Genomic DNA, 16,668 nt, shown 5'->3' on the forward strand with positions numbered 1-16,668 from the left:
AAATTAATGTGAAACCACGAATTATCAGTGACAGCTCATGTGATTTGCCAAAAGATTTTCTGGACAAGGACGGTATTGATTTTTCACTCGTTCCTTTGAAAATTATCGTCGGCGATCGCGAATTTATAGATGATGAAACCCTGAACACCAAAGAATTGATTGCCGCCATGAAGGCTGAAAAAACGGCGAGCTCTTCGTCCTGCCCCTCCCCTGAAGATTTTGCCACTGAACTTCGAAAAAACAAAGAAAGCTATGTGATCACCATGACTTCAGGCTTAAGTGGCACCTATAACAGTGCCCGAGTGGCCAAAGACATGGTACTCGAAGAAGATGCTTCCCTGAAAATCAGCTTGTTTGACACCCATTCAACCTCACCGCTGATGATTTTAATGGTGATGAAGCTTCGTGATATGATCAAAGCTGGCGATATCGATTTTGACACCATCAGCGATAAACTGGCCGCCTATCTTGAGACCTTAAACCTCCGTTTTTTACTCCAGGATCTTTCCAATTTGGTAAAAAGCGGCCGGATGAACCGGGTTGCTGGCGCAGTTGCTTCAGTGCTCTCAATTATGCCCATTTTCAGATCCGATGATAAGGGCGAAATTCAACTGGTTAGCAAGGCTCGCGGCATCAAAAAAGCCCTGTCTAGTCTTGCCAATATGGTCGAGGATAAGGTTAAAATCCAGCCCCAGTTTCCAGTCGTGATTACCCATTGCAACAATCTCAGCCAGGCTGAGATCCTTAAAGATCTACTGGAGAAACGGTTTGATCTCAATGAAATCTATATCTTCCCGATGCACGGCTTAACGACTTACTATTCCAACGATAAGGGACTGTTAATGGCCTTTTAAAGACGTGTTTTTGCTAAGTTTATTACATTTATCGCTTTTCATCACAATAAAAAGACTTAAACCTGATTTCTGGTTTAAGTCTTTTTGGCTTTTTGTTTTTATATTATCTTTTATTTTATTTTTTTACGCTTTGCTTTAATCAGAAAAGCGGTACTCATCCATGGCCTGATTGACTAATAAATCGGCTTGATTATTATAGGGGTTATCAGCATGGCCTTTAACCTTGTGAAAGGTCACCTTATGACGATTGACCAGTTGGTCCAGTTCGATCCAGATCTCGCGGTTTTTCAAGGCGCCGGCTTTTCCGCGACTCCAGTTCTTGGCTTTCCAGCCGCCAATCCAATTTTGTAGATAGGCATTGACAACATAAGCAGAATCGCTAAAAATATGCACCTCACAAGGTTCCTTTAATAACTTTAAGCCTTCAATCACCGCCAACAGCTCCATCTGGTTGTTGGTGGTGTTTTCATAGGCCCGCTTATACTCTTTTGTGACGTTCTTTTCGGGATAAATCAGGACGCCGCCAATGGCGCCGAGATTCTCCCCTTCTTTGCCATTGCCACGGCAACCGCCATCGGTATAGAGATGAATTACTTTCATGATCTGCCTATTTTACCACGATATTAAAAATCTTTCCGGGGACATAAATCTCTTTGACAATGGTTTTACCTTGCGTATAGGCCTGAATATTTTCCTGAGCCAGGGCAATGACCTTGGCTTGATCCTTATCGGCGTCAACCGGAATCGTAATCGTCCCACGCACCTTGCCGTTAATCTGAACCGCCATCTCAATCACATCATCGACGGTTTTAGCTTCGTCATAGTGCGGCCAGGCGGCATCATCAAGTGCTCCGCCCATTGCCATATTTTGCCAAATTTCGGAACTGATATGGGGAGCGACCGGATAAAGCAATTGCAAAAATGTCTTAAAGGCATCTCTGGTAATTGCGCCAACGCGATTAAACTCATTTAGCAAGGTCATCAGTGCCGCAATCGCGGTGTTGTATTTCATTTCTTCATAATCATCGTTGACTTTTTTAATGGTTTTATGAATCGAGGTTTCTAGCGCTTTGCCGTAACCGGCTTCATCACTGACCATCTCCTGAAGTTTCCAGACCCGATCGAGGAAGCGGCGACAACCTTTAGCACCGTTATCTGACCAGGGAGCTGATTTTTCATAATCACCGATAAACATAATATAGGTTCTTAGGGTATCGGCTCCAAACTCTTCAATGATCACGTTGGGGTTGACCACATTGCCCTTGGACTTTGACATTTTTTCGCCGTCGTTGCCTAGAATCAGACCCTGAGCGGTTCGTTTGGCATAGGGCTCGCGTACTGGCACACAGCCGATATCAAAGAGGAACTGATGCCAGAAGCGGGAGTAAAGCAGATGCCTTGTGACGTGTTCCATGCCGCCGTTATACCAGTCGACTGGCATCCAATATTTCAGTTTTTCCGGGGAGGCAAAGGCGTCGTCGTTCTTGTTGTCAAAGTAGCGTAGGAAATACCAGCTGGAGCCCGCCCACTGAGGCATCGTATCGGTTTCCCGTTCTGCTGCCCCGCCGCATTCCGGACAGGTGGTTTGGTACCATTCGGGGATGTTAGACAGCGGTGATTTTCCGGTATCGGTGGGGGTGTAGCTTTCCACCATCGGTAATTCCAGCGGCAGCTGATCTTCGGGCACTGCTACCATTCCGCATTTTGGGCAATGAATAATCGGAATCGGTTCGCCCCAATAGCGCTGTCGGTTAAAGGCCCAGTCCTTCATTTTATAATTTATGGTTCGTTTACCCAATTTTTCATGTTCCAGGAAGTCGATTGTTTTCTGGATCGCATCCTTGACTTCCAGCCCGTTTAAAAAGCCGGAATTAACCATTTCACCGGTATCGGTCGTGGTGTAGGCGGCTTCGCTGACATCCCCACCCTTGATGACTTCAATGATCGGCAGGTCAAATTTCTTGGCAAAATCCCAGTCGCGGTTATCATGACCAGGCACGGCCATAATCGCACCGGTGCCGTAGCCCATCATGACGTAATCGGCGATAAAAATGGGGATCTCGGTGTTGGTCACCGGATTAATCGCCTGGATGCCTAAGATTCGCACTCCGGTTTTATCCTTGGCCAGCTGAACCCGCTCAAATTCGGTTTTTCGTTTGGCCTGTTCCTGATAATCGACCAGTTCAGCGAGATTGGTGATCGACTCTGACAGCTCATTAATCAGCGGATGTTCAGGCGCGATAACCATAAAGGTCGCTCCAAAAAGGGTGTCGGGACGGGTCGTAAATACCCGCAGCGTTTTGTCGTAACCGGCGATGTTGAAATCGACCTCGGCACCGACCGATTTGCCAATCCAGTTTTCCTGCTCCAGTCGAATCCGCGGCAGATAATCAACGTCATCCAAACCTTTAAGCAGTTCTTCCGCATAGTTTCTGATTTTTAAAAACCACACGTCTTTTTCGAGTTGCACCACTTCACTGCCGCACCGGTCACACTTGCCATCGCGGAAATCTTCGTTGGCCAACACCACCTTACAGCCATTACAAAAATTGACATAGGTGCGGTCTCTAAAGGCCAGCCCATGCTTAAACAGCTGTAAAAATATCCATTGAGTCCATTTATAGTACTTGGGATCGGTCGTATCGATCTCCTTATCCCAGTCAAAGGCATAGCCAATCCGTTTTAGCTGATTGGTAAAGACCTTAATGTTTTCATCGGTTACTTCCCGGGGATGACGACCAGTTTGAATGGCGTAATTTTCGGTCGGTAATCCAAAGGCATCCCAGCCGATTGGAAAGAGCACATTAAAGCCTTCCATCCGCCTTTTTCGGGCGATTACTTCTAGCGATGTATAGGCTCGCACATGACCAACGTGGAGACCTATTCCCGATGGATAAGGAAATTCAACCAACCCGTAAAATTTTTCTTTGTTTGAGTTTTCTTCCATCCGAAAGGTCTCATTTTCTTCCCAATACTGCTGCCAGTGTGCTTCTATTTTTTTATGCTGATATGTTGACATATTTCCTCCATTTGCTCGTTTGCCCGTTTCTACTGATCATTTACCACTGATCAATAAGAAACGATGGTGAGCCTTGCTTTCTAGATTTTCTGAATATCGGTTCCGGTGATCTTTACCGACTATCGATATCGTATCTACCCGATATCGTATATAAAAGATATAAAAAATAACCGAATCCTAAAACGGATTTTCGCCATTTTTCTGATTCCCAGGCTTGACGACTGCGAAAAAAAAATCCGTTCCCCGATAAGGGACGAACTTTTTTCGGTCTCCTAAATGATCTTCATCCCTCATTATAAATAAGGGGCGATGCGCTGTCAATGATTTGTGCTTTTTTTTCGCTTATGGTATAATTTAATCTATGACCTTTTAGTCATAGAAACTGCAAAGGAGCATTTATGTATCCCTTACTTAAAATCAACAAACAAAAAATACTCGAAAATACCAAAGCGATTATAAAACGGACTAAAAAATTGGGAGTTGCGGTCACCGCCGTCACCAAGTGTACCGGTGGCAACTTAGAAATTGCCCAGGCCTTCCTGGACGGTGGCGCCACCTCAATTGGCGATTCCCGGATTAACAATCTCAAAAATCTGGCTCCGCTGGCTTGTGAAAAATGGCTAATCCGGGTGCCGATGCCGAGCGAGGTCAATCATACCGTTGCCTACGCTACGCTGTCATTAAACAGCGAAATCAAAACCATCCGGCTATTAAACCAGGCGGCTAAGGCGCAGGGCAAAACCCACGGCATCCTCTACATGCTTGACCTTGGCGATCTTCGTGAAGGTCTTTTTATCGGTAACGACAATCCGGTAAAAGCCGAAATTGAGGCCTTGGTTTTGGCATCTTTTGCAAAACTGGATCAGGATTTTGAGGAAATTGCGGCGATGACAAACATCAGCTTGCGCGGCATCGCCACTAACGCCACCTGTGTCGGCGCGACCATCCCTAACCCCCATACCTTTGGCGCCTTTTTTAAGGTCAAAACGATGCTCGAAGAAAAATATCAGTGCCCCTGCGAAATTATTTCCGGCGGTAATTCCAGCGCCTATTATCTCGTCGATGATGAAACACTCCCGGCTGAAATCAATAACCTCAGACTCGGTGATGTGATCCTTTTTGGCCGCGAATCGGCCTATTATCATTGCTACGATTACCTCCATCAGGATGCCTTTATTCTGGATGTCGAAATCATCGAGCTGCAGGACAAACCCACCTATCCAGTCGGCGAAATCGGCCGCAACGCCTTTGGTGAAATCCCCAGCTTCAAGGACAAGGGAATCCGACGCCGGGCGATCTGCGGGCTGGGCCGTCAGGACACCGATACGGATCATATTTTCCCACTCGTTCCCGGACTGACGATTGTCGGTTCGAGCTCCGATCACCTGGTCATCGACGTCAGTGATGCCGAAACGACCTACGCGATGACTTATCAGGTCGGCGACATCATCAGCCTCCGCTGTGACTATGTCGGAGCGCTTCACGCCGCCACCTCATCCTATGTTGACAAAATTGTTATTAACCAATTAATATAAAGCGCATTAGACAAGGAGAATTATTGATGAAAGACGAAACCACCTACCGAATCCCCTTTGACATTCTTGAAGCATTCATGACCGATGCCTTAAAAGGCATCGGCGTTCCCGAAGAAGACGCCAAAATTTGTGCCGACATCTTAATCAGCTCTGATAAACGGGGGATCGATTCCCACGGTATCGGCCGTTTAAAACCAATCTACTATGACCGTATCAAACAGGGCATCCAAAATCCGGTGACTGAATTTGAAGTAGTCAAAGACACCTTCACCACCGCCGTGATTGATGGTCATGATGGCATGGGTCATGTCATTGCCAAAAAAGCCATGCAAATGGCGATTGACAAAGCCAAGGTCTATGGCATGGGAATGACCGTCGTGCGGAATTCGACCCATTATGGGTTTGCCGGCTACTATCCGCTGATGGCGATCGAAAACAATATGATTGGAATGACCGGCACCAACGCTCGTCCCTCAATCGCGCCAACCTTTGGGGTTGAAAACATGCTCGGTACCAACCCGATCACCGTTGGCGTTCCTAGCGATGAGCCCTTCCCCTTTGTGCTCGATTGTGCGACCTCGGTATCACAGCGCGGCAAAATAGAGGTTTATGATCGCGAAAACAAGGATCTGCCCGATGGCTGGGTCATCGATCGGCAAGGCAACAGCCGCACCGATACCAAACAGATCCTGATTGACTTAGTTAAAGGCGAGGCGGCTCTGACCCCGCTAGGCGGGATCGGTGAAGACACCGGCGGTTATAAGGGTTATGGCTACGCCACCTTTGTCGAAATCCTCTCGGCCGCCCTGCAAAGCGGTTCTTTCTTAAAAGGCCTGCTCGGTTTTGATGCCTTGGGCAAGGCTCAGCCCTATCATTTGGGTCATTTCTTTATCGCGATTAATATTGAAAACTTTACCGAACCGGAATCCTTTAAAAAAATCACCGGCGATATTTTAAGAGACCTACGCGCCTCAGAAAAAATGCCTGGTCAGGAACGAATCTACACCGCCGGCGAAAAGGAATACGAGGCCTGGCTGGATCGTAAAGATCAGGGCACCCCGGTAAATGATGCCCTGATCAAAGACATCCTCGATATTAAGGCCGAGTTGGGTCTCGATCACTACCACTTCCCTTTTGAAAAATAATTTGATAAATTATTTCTAAAACAAAAAAGAAACGGACAAGATGCCGTTTCTTTTTTGTTTATGTTTGTTTCATTTTTTCTAATAGGTTTCAGCAAATAGTTCGAAATACGCCTGAGCATGTTTGCAGGCTGGGCATAATTCAGGGGCTTCAGCGCCTTCATAAATATAGCCACAATTGCCGCATTTCCATTTGACATCGCTAAACCGTTTAAAGGTTCGACCCAACTCAATATTGGCAGCCAATTTGAGATAGCGTGTTTCGTGAGCTTTTTCAGCAATACATATTTCCAGCCAAGTCTCAGCAATTTCATCAAAGCCCTCTTCTTTTGCAATTTTTGCAAACTTTGGATAGAGCTCATTCCATTCTTCATTCTCACCGGAAGCAGCATGCAATAAATTGTTTTTGGTATCCCCAAGAGCTACCGGGAAGGTCGCACTCACAGGAATTTCAACAGCATTGCCGGATGTGTATTCATTGGCTGCAATGTGCTTATAGAACAATTCACCATGTTCTTTTTCATTGCCTGCTGTTTCTGTGAAAAATTCACTGATCTGAACATAACCTTCTTTTTTTGCGATTGATGCAAAATACGTGTACCGCATTCTCGCCTGACATTCGCCGACAAAAGATGTCATTAAATTAACTAACGTCTGTGTTCCTTGTAATTTACCCATTTTTTCCTCCTTTATAATGATTATAAACTTACCTTATTATATACCAGCTTTCAAAGAAATGAAACCTTTTTAATCATGCTTATTTATTTAATTGGTCAATAAAGGCAATCAGTGCCTGGGCAGCTAAAAAGGGACCGTCTTGTTCGTAGCCGGGTATCCCTAACTGCGTTCTAATCATCCCCACCTGAACTCCCGTTTCGCGCATTCTTTTAAAAGTATTTTTAGCAATCTTTTCATGCTCTTCTTTAAACTGGACTGCCCCAAAGGGGTTAGCAAAATAGGTGGTTGTGATGCCGACCTCGCCCGTGGTACCCTTGGCCATCCGTTTGCCTTCAGAAAAGACCGCATAGGCTTCATCTAAATCATCGTACATTTCTATTGGTGGTGCCGTTTCGCTGATTTCTTCATAATTATTAATGTAGAAAACATAGTCCACCCGAGTCGACTTTGATATTTCTTCATAAGCCATCTGCGGCACAATAACCCGAGCATTGATAATATTGGGGTTCATAAAAATACTGCGATCCATGGTGCTGTAAGCATAACCGGGCTGGAGGTCATCGAGCCTTACAAAGGCACCGATTTCTGTGCCCACGGCCATCAAATCGCCTTCCTTATTGAAGTGCAGGGAACCCATATCATCAATCAAAATGTCAAAATCACAGGCTAATTCTTTGGGCAGCTTGTTGATGGCTTCCAGGGTTTCGGATTTACCAGCTCCACTATCGCCAATCAGCATAATGTTGGTTGATTTCTTGCCACCAACGCGAATTTTGGCAAAGGCACCGTGCACCGGCATATCCTGCTTTTCGATCTGAATAATATTGTGGAGGGTCAGCATCATTTTCTTCATATAACCAAAGCAATCAACCTGGGCGGTATCCGGGAGCAGCCCGTAATAGACATCATCTTCTTTAACGACAAAGCCCAGTTTTTCATCCTCTTCAAATAGCACCTCATCGAGACCAAAGAAAACCACTGCGTCTGGTTTTTTGGTGGTAAATTCTTCGGGTGTGGCCATTTCAAAAAGATTGAACAAACCAGCACCCAGAGCCAGAAATTCTTTATGCACATAAACAATCGCCAACAGTCTCCCGACCTTTACGGGAATGGCAAACCACTCCTCGCAATCAAGATAAAATTTCTGCAGCATCCGTTTGTCCTTGACTGGAAAAATCCCATCCCGTTTACTGGACTGGGTGTAAAAAATAACCGGCGGTTCAAAGATTGCCTCCCAGACATAGGGCACCTGATAGAGTGAATCATTTTTACTCTTTACTCCTCGATCAAATTCAAACTTATCGGTTAAAAAAGCCACCTGAGCACCACTGGGGAGCTGCCGGTAAATGCTAAAGCTTTTTCCGGTGACGTTAAAATGAATATTTCGATATAAATCCAAGACCATTTTTTTAAAGGCATCATTGTTGGATGCCAGCGAATAAGCCTTAGAACGCTTGGTTTTTTCATCTGGATTATACGCGTCCGTTTTAATCATAAATCGCTGGATACTGCGCCAGTAGTTGTAAAGCCCTTCCAAAAACCCTAGAAACAGCTGTGCATATTCTTGATGGCTAAAGCGAATCTCAAAATAACCGGACTGCATGATCTCGTCGAGGGGGTTGATATTTAGCAGATATACAAAATCGATAAAGGCTGTTTCGTTGAATTCGCCTTGCTCATTATTAAAGGGTTCTAATACCTTTAATAAATGCGATTTTTTTACGGTCAGTTCGTCAATAAAGGTTTTGATCAATTTTCTAAATAAGGTGGATTTGACAATCTGACCAAAATTAGTAAATTTTAAATCGCCTTTAATTAAAGCCGTTCGTTTTAAATTCATGTTTTTTGATTCCATTTTTGCTACCTCCTATTTTATTATCGCCAATAATTCGGTAATCCCGTCAATCAGATGAGTGGCTCCGGCCACTCGCAGTTCGTCTTCGCTGCCGCAGCCGTAGGTCACCCCGACCGAATCAATACCGACCTCGTTAGCGCCGATAATATCATAATGGCGATCCCCAACCATTAATACGGCTGCTAAATCCAGCACATCATTATCCTCCAGGAGATTGCTAATAATCTCTTTTTTATTGCTACGGGTGCCGTCATTGTAGGTTCCATAGACCCGATCAATGGCAATATCCAGTTTTAGATTTTCGATTATTTTCCGGGCATTGGCTTCATTTTTAGTTGTCGCAACGCCTAAAAAGCATCCTTCTGTATAGAGGGTATGGATGGTTTCTCTGACCCCGTCATAAAGCTTGGCGTGATACATCTGGCCATTGCCAACATACTCTTCTAAGTAAAATTGATAACCTTGTCGTGCTTGTTCTAGAGAAAAACCATAAACCTCGTGAAAGGTTTTAAGTATCGGCGGTCCGATCAGCGGATCGATGTCGAGAATTTTCGGGTTGGGAACCTTCATTTTTTCTAATGCATATTCAAACGAAATCCGCACCGTTTCGCGCGAATCGATGATGGTTCCGTCAAGATCAAATAGTATATGTGTGTACTTCATTATTTCTCCTTTGGCACAACTTTATCTAAGCGCAATTGCCAAGATCTTTTTTGTATTAATTATAATATAGAAGCATCCATCCAACAAGACAAAATATTACTCTTAGCTGGATTAAATTGCTTAACGCTGATAATATTTGTCTGTTTGCTACCCTTGTAAAAGTATCCCTTAATTTTATTGTGACCTGAATGGGGACGTGATATAATATTAGCAGTAAATTGTTTAAGGAGGATTAAAAAAATGATTGCTATTCTAGTTATACTCGGTCTAATTGTGATTATCGGCCTGTGGCTTATCTTATCTCGAAATAGCTTTGTCAGTATTAAGAACCAAGTTGAAGAGGCTTTTTCGACTATGGATGTTTATCTTAAGAAGCGCTACGATCTGATTCCCAACTTGGTTGAAACCGTCAAAGGTTATGCCAGCCATGAATCGGAAACCTTTACCAAGGTAACAGCGGCTCGAACGGCGGCCATGAATTCCACCAGCATTGATGAAAAAATCGCCAATGAAAATGCTTTATCCGGCACACTGAAAAGCCTTTTTGCGGTGGCTGAAGCCTATCCCCAACTCCAGGCCAATACAAATTTTCTGGACTTACAACAACAGCTAAAAATGTTAGAAGACGAAATCGCCAACTCCCGTAAGTACTATAATGCGGTTGTCCGCACCATGAACACCAAGGTTGAATCCTTCCCCAGTAATCTGATTGCCAGTATCTTCGGCTTCAAAAAGCAACCCTTCTTTGAGGTTGGCTCTGCCGCAGAACGCGAAAACGTTCAGGTTAAATTTAACTAATCGTTACCGTAAACCAATCAGAAAAAGCGATAACAACAAAACTGGCGGCATTTATTTGATGCCGTCAGTTACAAATTTATGGAGGTAAACCATGTGAAAAAGCAAAGCACCCCGATCCTGCTTGGCCTGCTTGGCCTGCTGCTGAGCGGAATTATTTTCCCCGTAAACGCTTTTGCCCAGGAATATTTTGATATCAATCAGTACGATGTCATTATTGACGTTCAGGAGAATCATGCCTATCAAGTTCAGGAAAACATCACCGTCACCTTTTCTGAACCACGCCGCGGGATCTTTCGCTACATTCCCTACAAAGGCAGTTTTTACCGGGAAATTAACGGACAACCAGTCGAAACTCCCTACACTGCCCGGCTGACCAAGATCAATGTTGACAACTTCAATTTTGAAACCTCATATGAAAACAACAATGTCATGATTAAAATCGGTGACGCCGATGTCTATGTCAGCGGCACCCAAACCTATCCGATTTCATATGTCTGGAATCCTGGCGATGATAAAATCGACAGTATGGATGATGTCTATTTTAATATTATTCCCCAGAACTGGAATACCATGATTGAAAATGCCAGTTTTAAAATCACCATGCCAAAAGCATTTGATCCGAATCAGATTGAATTCATCACCGGTGGTTACGGTGCAACGGATACCGGCTCGGTTGATTTTACGGTCAACGGCAACATCATTGAAGGCACCCTCAATCGACCCCTTTACAATCAGGAAGGTGTTACCCTTAAAATCAATCTGCCAGAAGGTTATTTTATCGGTGCTTTTACCGGCAATGAGCTAGAACCTTTTATGTACGCGGTCTTTATTCTTTCTTTACTAGGCGGCGCACTGATCTGGTTCTTTACCGGGCGCGACAAAAAACCGGTTGAAACGGTTGAGTTTTATCCACCCCAGAATTTCACGCCCTCGCAAATTGGTTTTATTGTCGATGGTTCGCTAGACAACCCTGAAGTTTTATCACTGCTGATGTATTGGGCAGATAAAGGCTACATGACCATTGAAGAGGTCAGTAAAAAGAAGTTCATCTTTCATAAAGTCAAGAATCTACCCGACTCAGCCGAGGATTTTGAACACACCCTGTTTGTTAATCTATTTGATCATCGGGATAGCTTTTCAACCGCAAGTGTGCCGGAAAGTTTCTATGATACCATTGTTGCTACTAAGAGTCAGATTAAAGGGTATTTCGATATTCCCGAAAATCAGATTTTTACAAAATCATCTAAGGCTGGTCTGGTTTTTATCAGCATTTTGATGACCCTACCGCTTTTGGCCTATGCCATCAACGGTAACTACCGGATCGGTGCCATGACCTCTTTATTTGAAGGTTTGTTCTTTCTGGGTATCACTGCCGTATTTGGAATTGCCCCGACAGTCTTCTCTGCCAATCGGATCAGCCGGGCGATTAGAAATCGCAAGGGTATCGCCCGTAAAAAAACAGTCATGCGGCTGATTACCGGCATCATTCTGGGGATCGTTTCAGCACTGGTACTGACGGTTGTCGGCTTGATATTAGATGATCCCTCGCCCCTGCCCTTGCTACTGGCGCTACTGACCACCTATGGTATCGGATTCTTCCAGATCATAGCCACGAAACGTACCGAAACCGGACGTCTTTGGCTGGGACAGGTGCTGGGCTTTAAGAATTTTATTGAAAAAGCTGAAAAAGATCGGATTCTTGCTCTGGTCAATGAAAATCCCCAGTATTTTTACAATATCCTGCCCTATGCTTATGTTTTAGGGGTTACCGATAAGTGGGCCAAAAATTTTGAGTCGATTGCCCTTGAACAGCCCAGCTGGTATTATGGCTCAAGCTATGGCAACAACTTTACCTCACTCTTGTTTGTCTCTAGTTTAACCCGCAGCATGAACAACATCTCTTCATCGATGATTGTTCCGCCTCACTCCGGTTCTGACGGATTTGGCGGCGGTGGCTTCTCCGGTGGCGGCGGTTTCTCCGGCGGCGGCGGTGGCGGTGGTGGTGGCGGTAGCTGGTAAGCGCAACTTACACCTTTAGACGACCATCGCTTCGGTTGGCCAGCTTAAATAGCTGCTATTTTTCAACATCAGAGATCTCGCAAAAAAAACAACAACTTAAAAACGTCGAATCATAATATGATTCGACGTTTTTTTTGCAACTATAAACAGCTTCTAGACAGCTTGCTCGCTATCGAGCTGTTTAATTATTTGACTTGCCAGCGTTTCGGTAATAATCAGATGTTTGAAATAACCGCTTTTCAAACCACTAATAATTGAATCAACGTTGGCTTCCTGAGGTACAAATCCGATCACATCTCTGACCCGGGCTAATAGTTCTAAGGGAATCTGGATGGCATAGTCATCCTCGCTATCAATCAATTCCCCCTGAGGATTAAAGAAATAGGTCAGCAAGCAGCCAACCGCCTTTTCTTCTATTAGTTTTCTGCCAAAGCGCATTGCCGAAGCATGATCTGGCACTGAGGGATAACTACCCAGGGTTATCAATGCCGTTGTTGTTTTTCTCCAATACTCTTCAATGCACAGATAATCATCAGAAGCTATCACCTCGGCATGTTCTTCCGCGGTAGCGGGAATCGCCGGACAATTGAGAAATAGTCCTTGCCGATTTGTTCTTAGCGCCAGCTCCTTCACCAAATCATCCGGGTAGTAACCCCGCTGCGGCGCGGTTGTGGCACCAATTAGCGGACAAATAATGCCACTATTGTTCTCAACCAGATATTGAGGAGAAATTTTAGCAATAATCTTATCGATATTATAACCCCAACCCAAACCAAGAATCTTGGTCTTTGGCAAAAATTCGAGCAGCACATCCGCGCCAATTTGATATAGATCATCTGGCAAGGTGACGACACGACAGCTTTGCAGGTTAAAGCGGTGGCACAATTCATGCCTGATCCCTCTGATTGTACGATGATAGGAAAGCACATCTATTTTCACAATCCCCGCTTTTCTGGCCTTATTTAACAGATAACTGACCGCGGGACGAGATATATCTAACTCTTTAGCAATTTCGGACTGGGTTTTATTTTGCTCATAATATAACTGCGAAACATGTATTAAACGGTACAATTCTTTTTCTTTCAACAAATTACCTCACCTTGACTATGTAAATGCAGATATAATATATCGCATTGATCAGCTTTTGTCAATTTGAATCGGTTCGCGATTCAAGCTAATCCAAGGGTATCAGAATGGTGCATTTAAAGCGATCTTCAAGGATTTGAGTAACCATGTTTCCTTCATAACTCTTTAAAACTTGTTTAACATTTGAAATCCCATAGCCGTTTTGATCACCATCAATCCGCTTGCTGCTGACCATGTTGTTTCCCGCTTTTTGGATTGTCTTTACATCAATGGTGTTTTCAATATCAATCAGCAGGCTTTCGCGCTTGTAGTACATATTAAACTTAATTATTTTTTCCTGATGTTGACGCGAATCACGCAGACATCCCTCGATGGCATTGTCTAAAACATTACCCAGAATAATTGACAGGTCAATGCTGTTCATTTTAAGTTTTTCCGGAATAGCAATATAATGGACAAAGTTTATCTGATTATCTGACGCAACCTTAATTTTATAATTCAGCAGCGCATCCACAACATAATTTCCAGAGCGATTATGATCCACCGCATTCTGGAGCAACTCATGAAATTGTTGCAAATAAACCTCAATTTCGTCACTGGCCTGGTTTTTGATTAAATATTGCATGGTAATGATATGGTTGTTCATATCATGCCATAAGCCTCTCACCTCATAATTTTTTTCGAGCATTTCTTTATAGTGTTTTTGTTGCAGTTCGAGCTGAATATTGACAGTCTTGTATTCGTTTATCTTCTTGCTTTCATGATCCCATACTTTTAAGATTGCAAAAATAACCACATTGATATAGACCAACGCAGCCAAGGATACGAAGCCGACCAGATGCCTGCCTTCGACGTAGACATCGATGTAATACAGGTTTAAGCCGACAATCAAACTGATAAGGGGAATGCTAAAAAGGACAATATTGCGAATCTTTGATGACCTTTTCATTCGATCGTTCCTGCCATATAACGAGTAAAAGCATCATAAACCCTTTGATTCCTTTTAGGACTGATGGGCAGCATGACACCATTTTTTAATACTGCCATTCTTGTCTTGATACTTTTTACATTTTTTAGATTAACAATATAAGAGCGATGACATAAAACAAAGCGGACTGGATCGAGTTCCTTTTCCAGCGCCGAGATGGTGTAGTTATAGGTGTATTCAGCCTCGAAGGTGACAACCTTTATTTTTCTGCCGAGACTCTCAAAATATAAGATCTCATCAGTTCTAAGCAGTATTTTTTCATCATTATAATCGATCTCATGAACCTTGGATCGTGACTGACTGATGCCATTTTCGAGCTTTTCTAAAACCTGAAACAATTTATCTTCAGGAAATGGTTTTAATAAAAAATCACTGGCATTAACGGAATAACCCAGTACTGCATACTCTATTAAGGATGTTGTAATGATAATTCGGGCGGTATTACCAGTTTTTCTGATTTCATTTGCAATATCAATGCCATCTTCCTGATCTAATCGCATATCTAGAAAAATAACATCAAAATCTCGACGATTGTTAATCGCTGCAACGAGTTCATAACCAAACGAAAAGGTAGTTAAACAATAGTCGCTTTTAAATGGATAACGACTAATCAAGTCAACCAATATTCTTCTATGTTGTTCCTCGTCTTCGCAGACCGCTATTTTTAACATCTTTTCACCTATTATTCCAGTTAAAACTATACTTAACAATTAAATAATTATAACGTATCTCAGTCGCTGTTACAATCATTTACTCTCATTTATCCTTTTAACATGATTTTTGGTGACACTAAACATTGTTTTCGTGACACCATGATTGTTTTAATGACAAATTTTTGCTAGTATTAATCATAGAATAACCGATGAAACAAACTATGAAATAAAAAGGAACCCTGCCATGAATCTAAGAAAATTCATTAATAAACCGGAAAACATCACCTCTGAACTCCTTGAAGGGCTGGCTCTTGCCAATCCGTTTATTCTTGAGGTCAGGCCCAATAATCTTGTCGTCAGCAAAGGCCTTCATAACGCTAACCGCGTCACCATCGTGACCTTGGGTGGATCTGGTCATGAACCCGCCTGCGAAGGATTTGTTGGTGAAGGGATGATCGACGTCGCGGTGGTTGGTGATATTTTTGCAGCGCCAGGCTATAAGGCAGTCTTTGAAGCGCTTCACCTTGCTGATAAGGGTAAGGGCATTGTCCTAATTGTCTTAAACCATGCCAGCGATATGATGGCCGGTACCAGAACCGTCGCAGAAGCCCGTCGCGCCGGAATTGCAGTTTCGATGGTTGTTATCCGTGAGGATGTTGCCTTTGCACCCCGTTCTGCGGCAGAACGACGGCGCGGCCTGGTGGGATGTGTCCCACTGTACAAAATTGTCGGTGCTGCTGCCGCCCAGGGAAAATCGCTTTGCGAAGTCACTGCCATTGCCCAGGACTTTGCTGATAATATGGCAACCATTGCGGTGGCCTCCAAAACGGCAACCCATCCCCAAAACGGCTCGGCTTTTTGGGTACTTGGTTTTGATGAAATGGAAATTGGTATGGGTCAGCATGGTGAAGGCGGCGGTGACCGTCAAAAAATGAAGAATGCGGATGAAACGGCCATCCTGATGACAGATTTGCTGATTGCTGATCTAAATCTTTGTGCCGGTGAGGAAATCATGGTGATTGTCAATGGCACCGGCTCCACCACCATCATGGAGATGCTGATCATTTTTAGATGTGTTCACAAATATTTAAATGACAAAGGTATCAAGATTGTCGCAAATTGGGTTGAAGAAGTTTTGACCGTTCAGGAACAAGCCGGCTTTCAATTGTTTTTTGCCCGCATGAATAATCAGACCCTCTGTTATTGGAATGCGCCAGCCCGAACGCCCTATCTGGTACGATAAAAATATGTATTTGCATGCTTTTTAAGGCCTTCCTTAACCCGGATTTCGAGTAACAGGGTCTGCAGGCCGCAAAAATACAGCATTCCCCGTTTTTTTTCTGTCACTACCTTCTTTCATTCACTGAGGTTTTCCGGC

14 protein-coding genes are annotated in these 16,668 nt (G+C 43.8%); 6 read left to right on the forward strand and 8 right to left on the reverse strand.

What is annotated here, in order from left to right:
• The first annotated feature begins 8 nt into the window (after positions 1–8).
• On the forward strand, positions 9–854 hold the full coding sequence (locus QZ998_RS01905; RefSeq protein ID WP_296557558.1) for a DegV family protein: 846 nt from the start codon (positions 9–11) through the stop codon (positions 852–854).
• A gap of 135 nt (positions 855–989) precedes the next feature.
• Here the strand turns inward: QZ998_RS01905 and QZ998_RS01910 are convergent, their stop codons facing one another.
• Positions 990–1,454: a ribonuclease HI gene (locus QZ998_RS01910; RefSeq protein ID WP_296557560.1), complete on the reverse strand. Its 465-nt coding sequence runs from the start codon at positions 1,452–1,454 to the stop codon at positions 990–992.
• A 7-nt stretch (positions 1,455–1,461) separates the two neighbouring features.
• On the reverse strand, positions 1,462–3,873 hold the full coding sequence (gene leuS, locus QZ998_RS01915) for a leucine--tRNA ligase (protein ID WP_296557561.1): 2,412 nt from the start codon (positions 3,871–3,873) through the stop codon (positions 1,462–1,464).
• Between the two features lie 398 nt (positions 3,874–4,271).
• Between leuS and QZ998_RS01920 the strand changes: the two genes are divergently transcribed.
• Complete coding sequence (locus QZ998_RS01920) at positions 4,272–5,408, forward strand: alanine/ornithine racemase family PLP-dependent enzyme (RefSeq protein ID WP_296557563.1); 1,137 nt, start codon at positions 4,272–4,274, stop codon at positions 5,406–5,408.
• 26 nt (positions 5,409–5,434) lie between these two features.
• Positions 5,435–6,553 carry an Ldh family oxidoreductase gene (locus QZ998_RS01925; protein ID WP_296557565.1) on the forward strand — a complete coding sequence of 373 codons (1,119 nt, stop codon included), beginning with the start codon at positions 5,435–5,437 and terminating at the stop codon, positions 6,551–6,553.
• Between the two features lie 78 nt (positions 6,554–6,631).
• Here the strand turns inward: QZ998_RS01925 and rbr are convergent, their stop codons facing one another.
• The 3 genes from rbr to QZ998_RS01940 form a co-directional block, all read right to left on the reverse strand.
• Positions 6,632–7,228, reverse strand: coding sequence for a rubrerythrin (gene rbr, locus QZ998_RS01930; protein WP_296557566.1), 597 nt, complete (start codon positions 7,226–7,228; stop codon positions 6,632–6,634).
• Positions 7,229–7,307: 79 nt separating this feature from the next.
• Entirely contained in the window at positions 7,308–9,083 is a 1,776-nt protein-coding gene (locus tag QZ998_RS01935) for a hypothetical protein (RefSeq protein ID WP_296557567.1), read from the reverse strand.
• Between the two features lie 12 nt (positions 9,084–9,095).
• Positions 9,096–9,746, reverse strand: coding sequence for an HAD hydrolase-like protein (locus tag QZ998_RS01940; RefSeq protein WP_296557569.1), 651 nt, complete (start codon positions 9,744–9,746; stop codon positions 9,096–9,098).
• 240 nt (positions 9,747–9,986) lie between these two features.
• Between QZ998_RS01940 and QZ998_RS01945 the strand changes: the two genes are divergently transcribed.
• A complete protein-coding gene (locus QZ998_RS01945) occupies positions 9,987–10,544 on the forward strand; it encodes a LemA family protein (RefSeq protein ID WP_296557571.1) in 558 nt (185 codons plus the stop codon).
• A 93-nt stretch (positions 10,545–10,637) separates the two neighbouring features.
• Positions 10,638–12,563 carry a DUF2207 domain-containing protein gene (locus QZ998_RS01950; protein ID WP_296557572.1) on the forward strand — a complete coding sequence of 642 codons (1,926 nt, stop codon included), beginning with the start codon at positions 10,638–10,640 and terminating at the stop codon, positions 12,561–12,563.
• Positions 12,564–12,716: 153 nt separating this feature from the next.
• On the opposite strand, the gene QZ998_RS01955 is transcribed toward QZ998_RS01950, so the two are convergent.
• The 3 genes from QZ998_RS01955 to QZ998_RS01965 form a co-directional block, all read right to left on the reverse strand.
• On the reverse strand, positions 12,717–13,649 hold the full coding sequence (locus tag QZ998_RS01955) for a sugar-binding domain-containing protein (protein WP_296557574.1): 933 nt from the start codon (positions 13,647–13,649) through the stop codon (positions 12,717–12,719).
• A gap of 88 nt (positions 13,650–13,737) precedes the next feature.
• The gene (locus QZ998_RS01960; RefSeq protein WP_296557576.1) at positions 13,738–14,598 is read right to left on the reverse strand and encodes a GHKL domain-containing protein; all 861 of its coding nucleotides are present in this window, start codon (positions 14,596–14,598) and stop codon (positions 13,738–13,740) included.
• A complete protein-coding gene (locus QZ998_RS01965; RefSeq protein WP_296557579.1) occupies positions 14,595–15,308 on the reverse strand; it encodes a LytTR family DNA-binding domain-containing protein in 714 nt (237 codons plus the stop codon). The genes QZ998_RS01960 and QZ998_RS01965 overlap by 4 nt, the downstream gene beginning before the upstream one ends.
• Positions 15,309–15,534: 226 nt before the next feature.
• On the opposite strand from QZ998_RS01965, the gene QZ998_RS01970 reads away from it, so the two are divergent.
• Positions 15,535–16,533, forward strand: a complete 999-nt coding sequence (locus tag QZ998_RS01970) for a dihydroxyacetone kinase subunit DhaK (RefSeq protein ID WP_296557581.1) — start codon at positions 15,535–15,537, stop codon at positions 16,531–16,533.
• The last annotated feature ends 135 nt before the right edge of the window (positions 16,534–16,668 follow it).

This window comes from uncultured Acetobacterium sp., from assembly GCF_927416815.1.
GTDB lineage: Bacteria > Bacillota > Clostridia > Eubacteriales > Eubacteriaceae > Acetobacterium.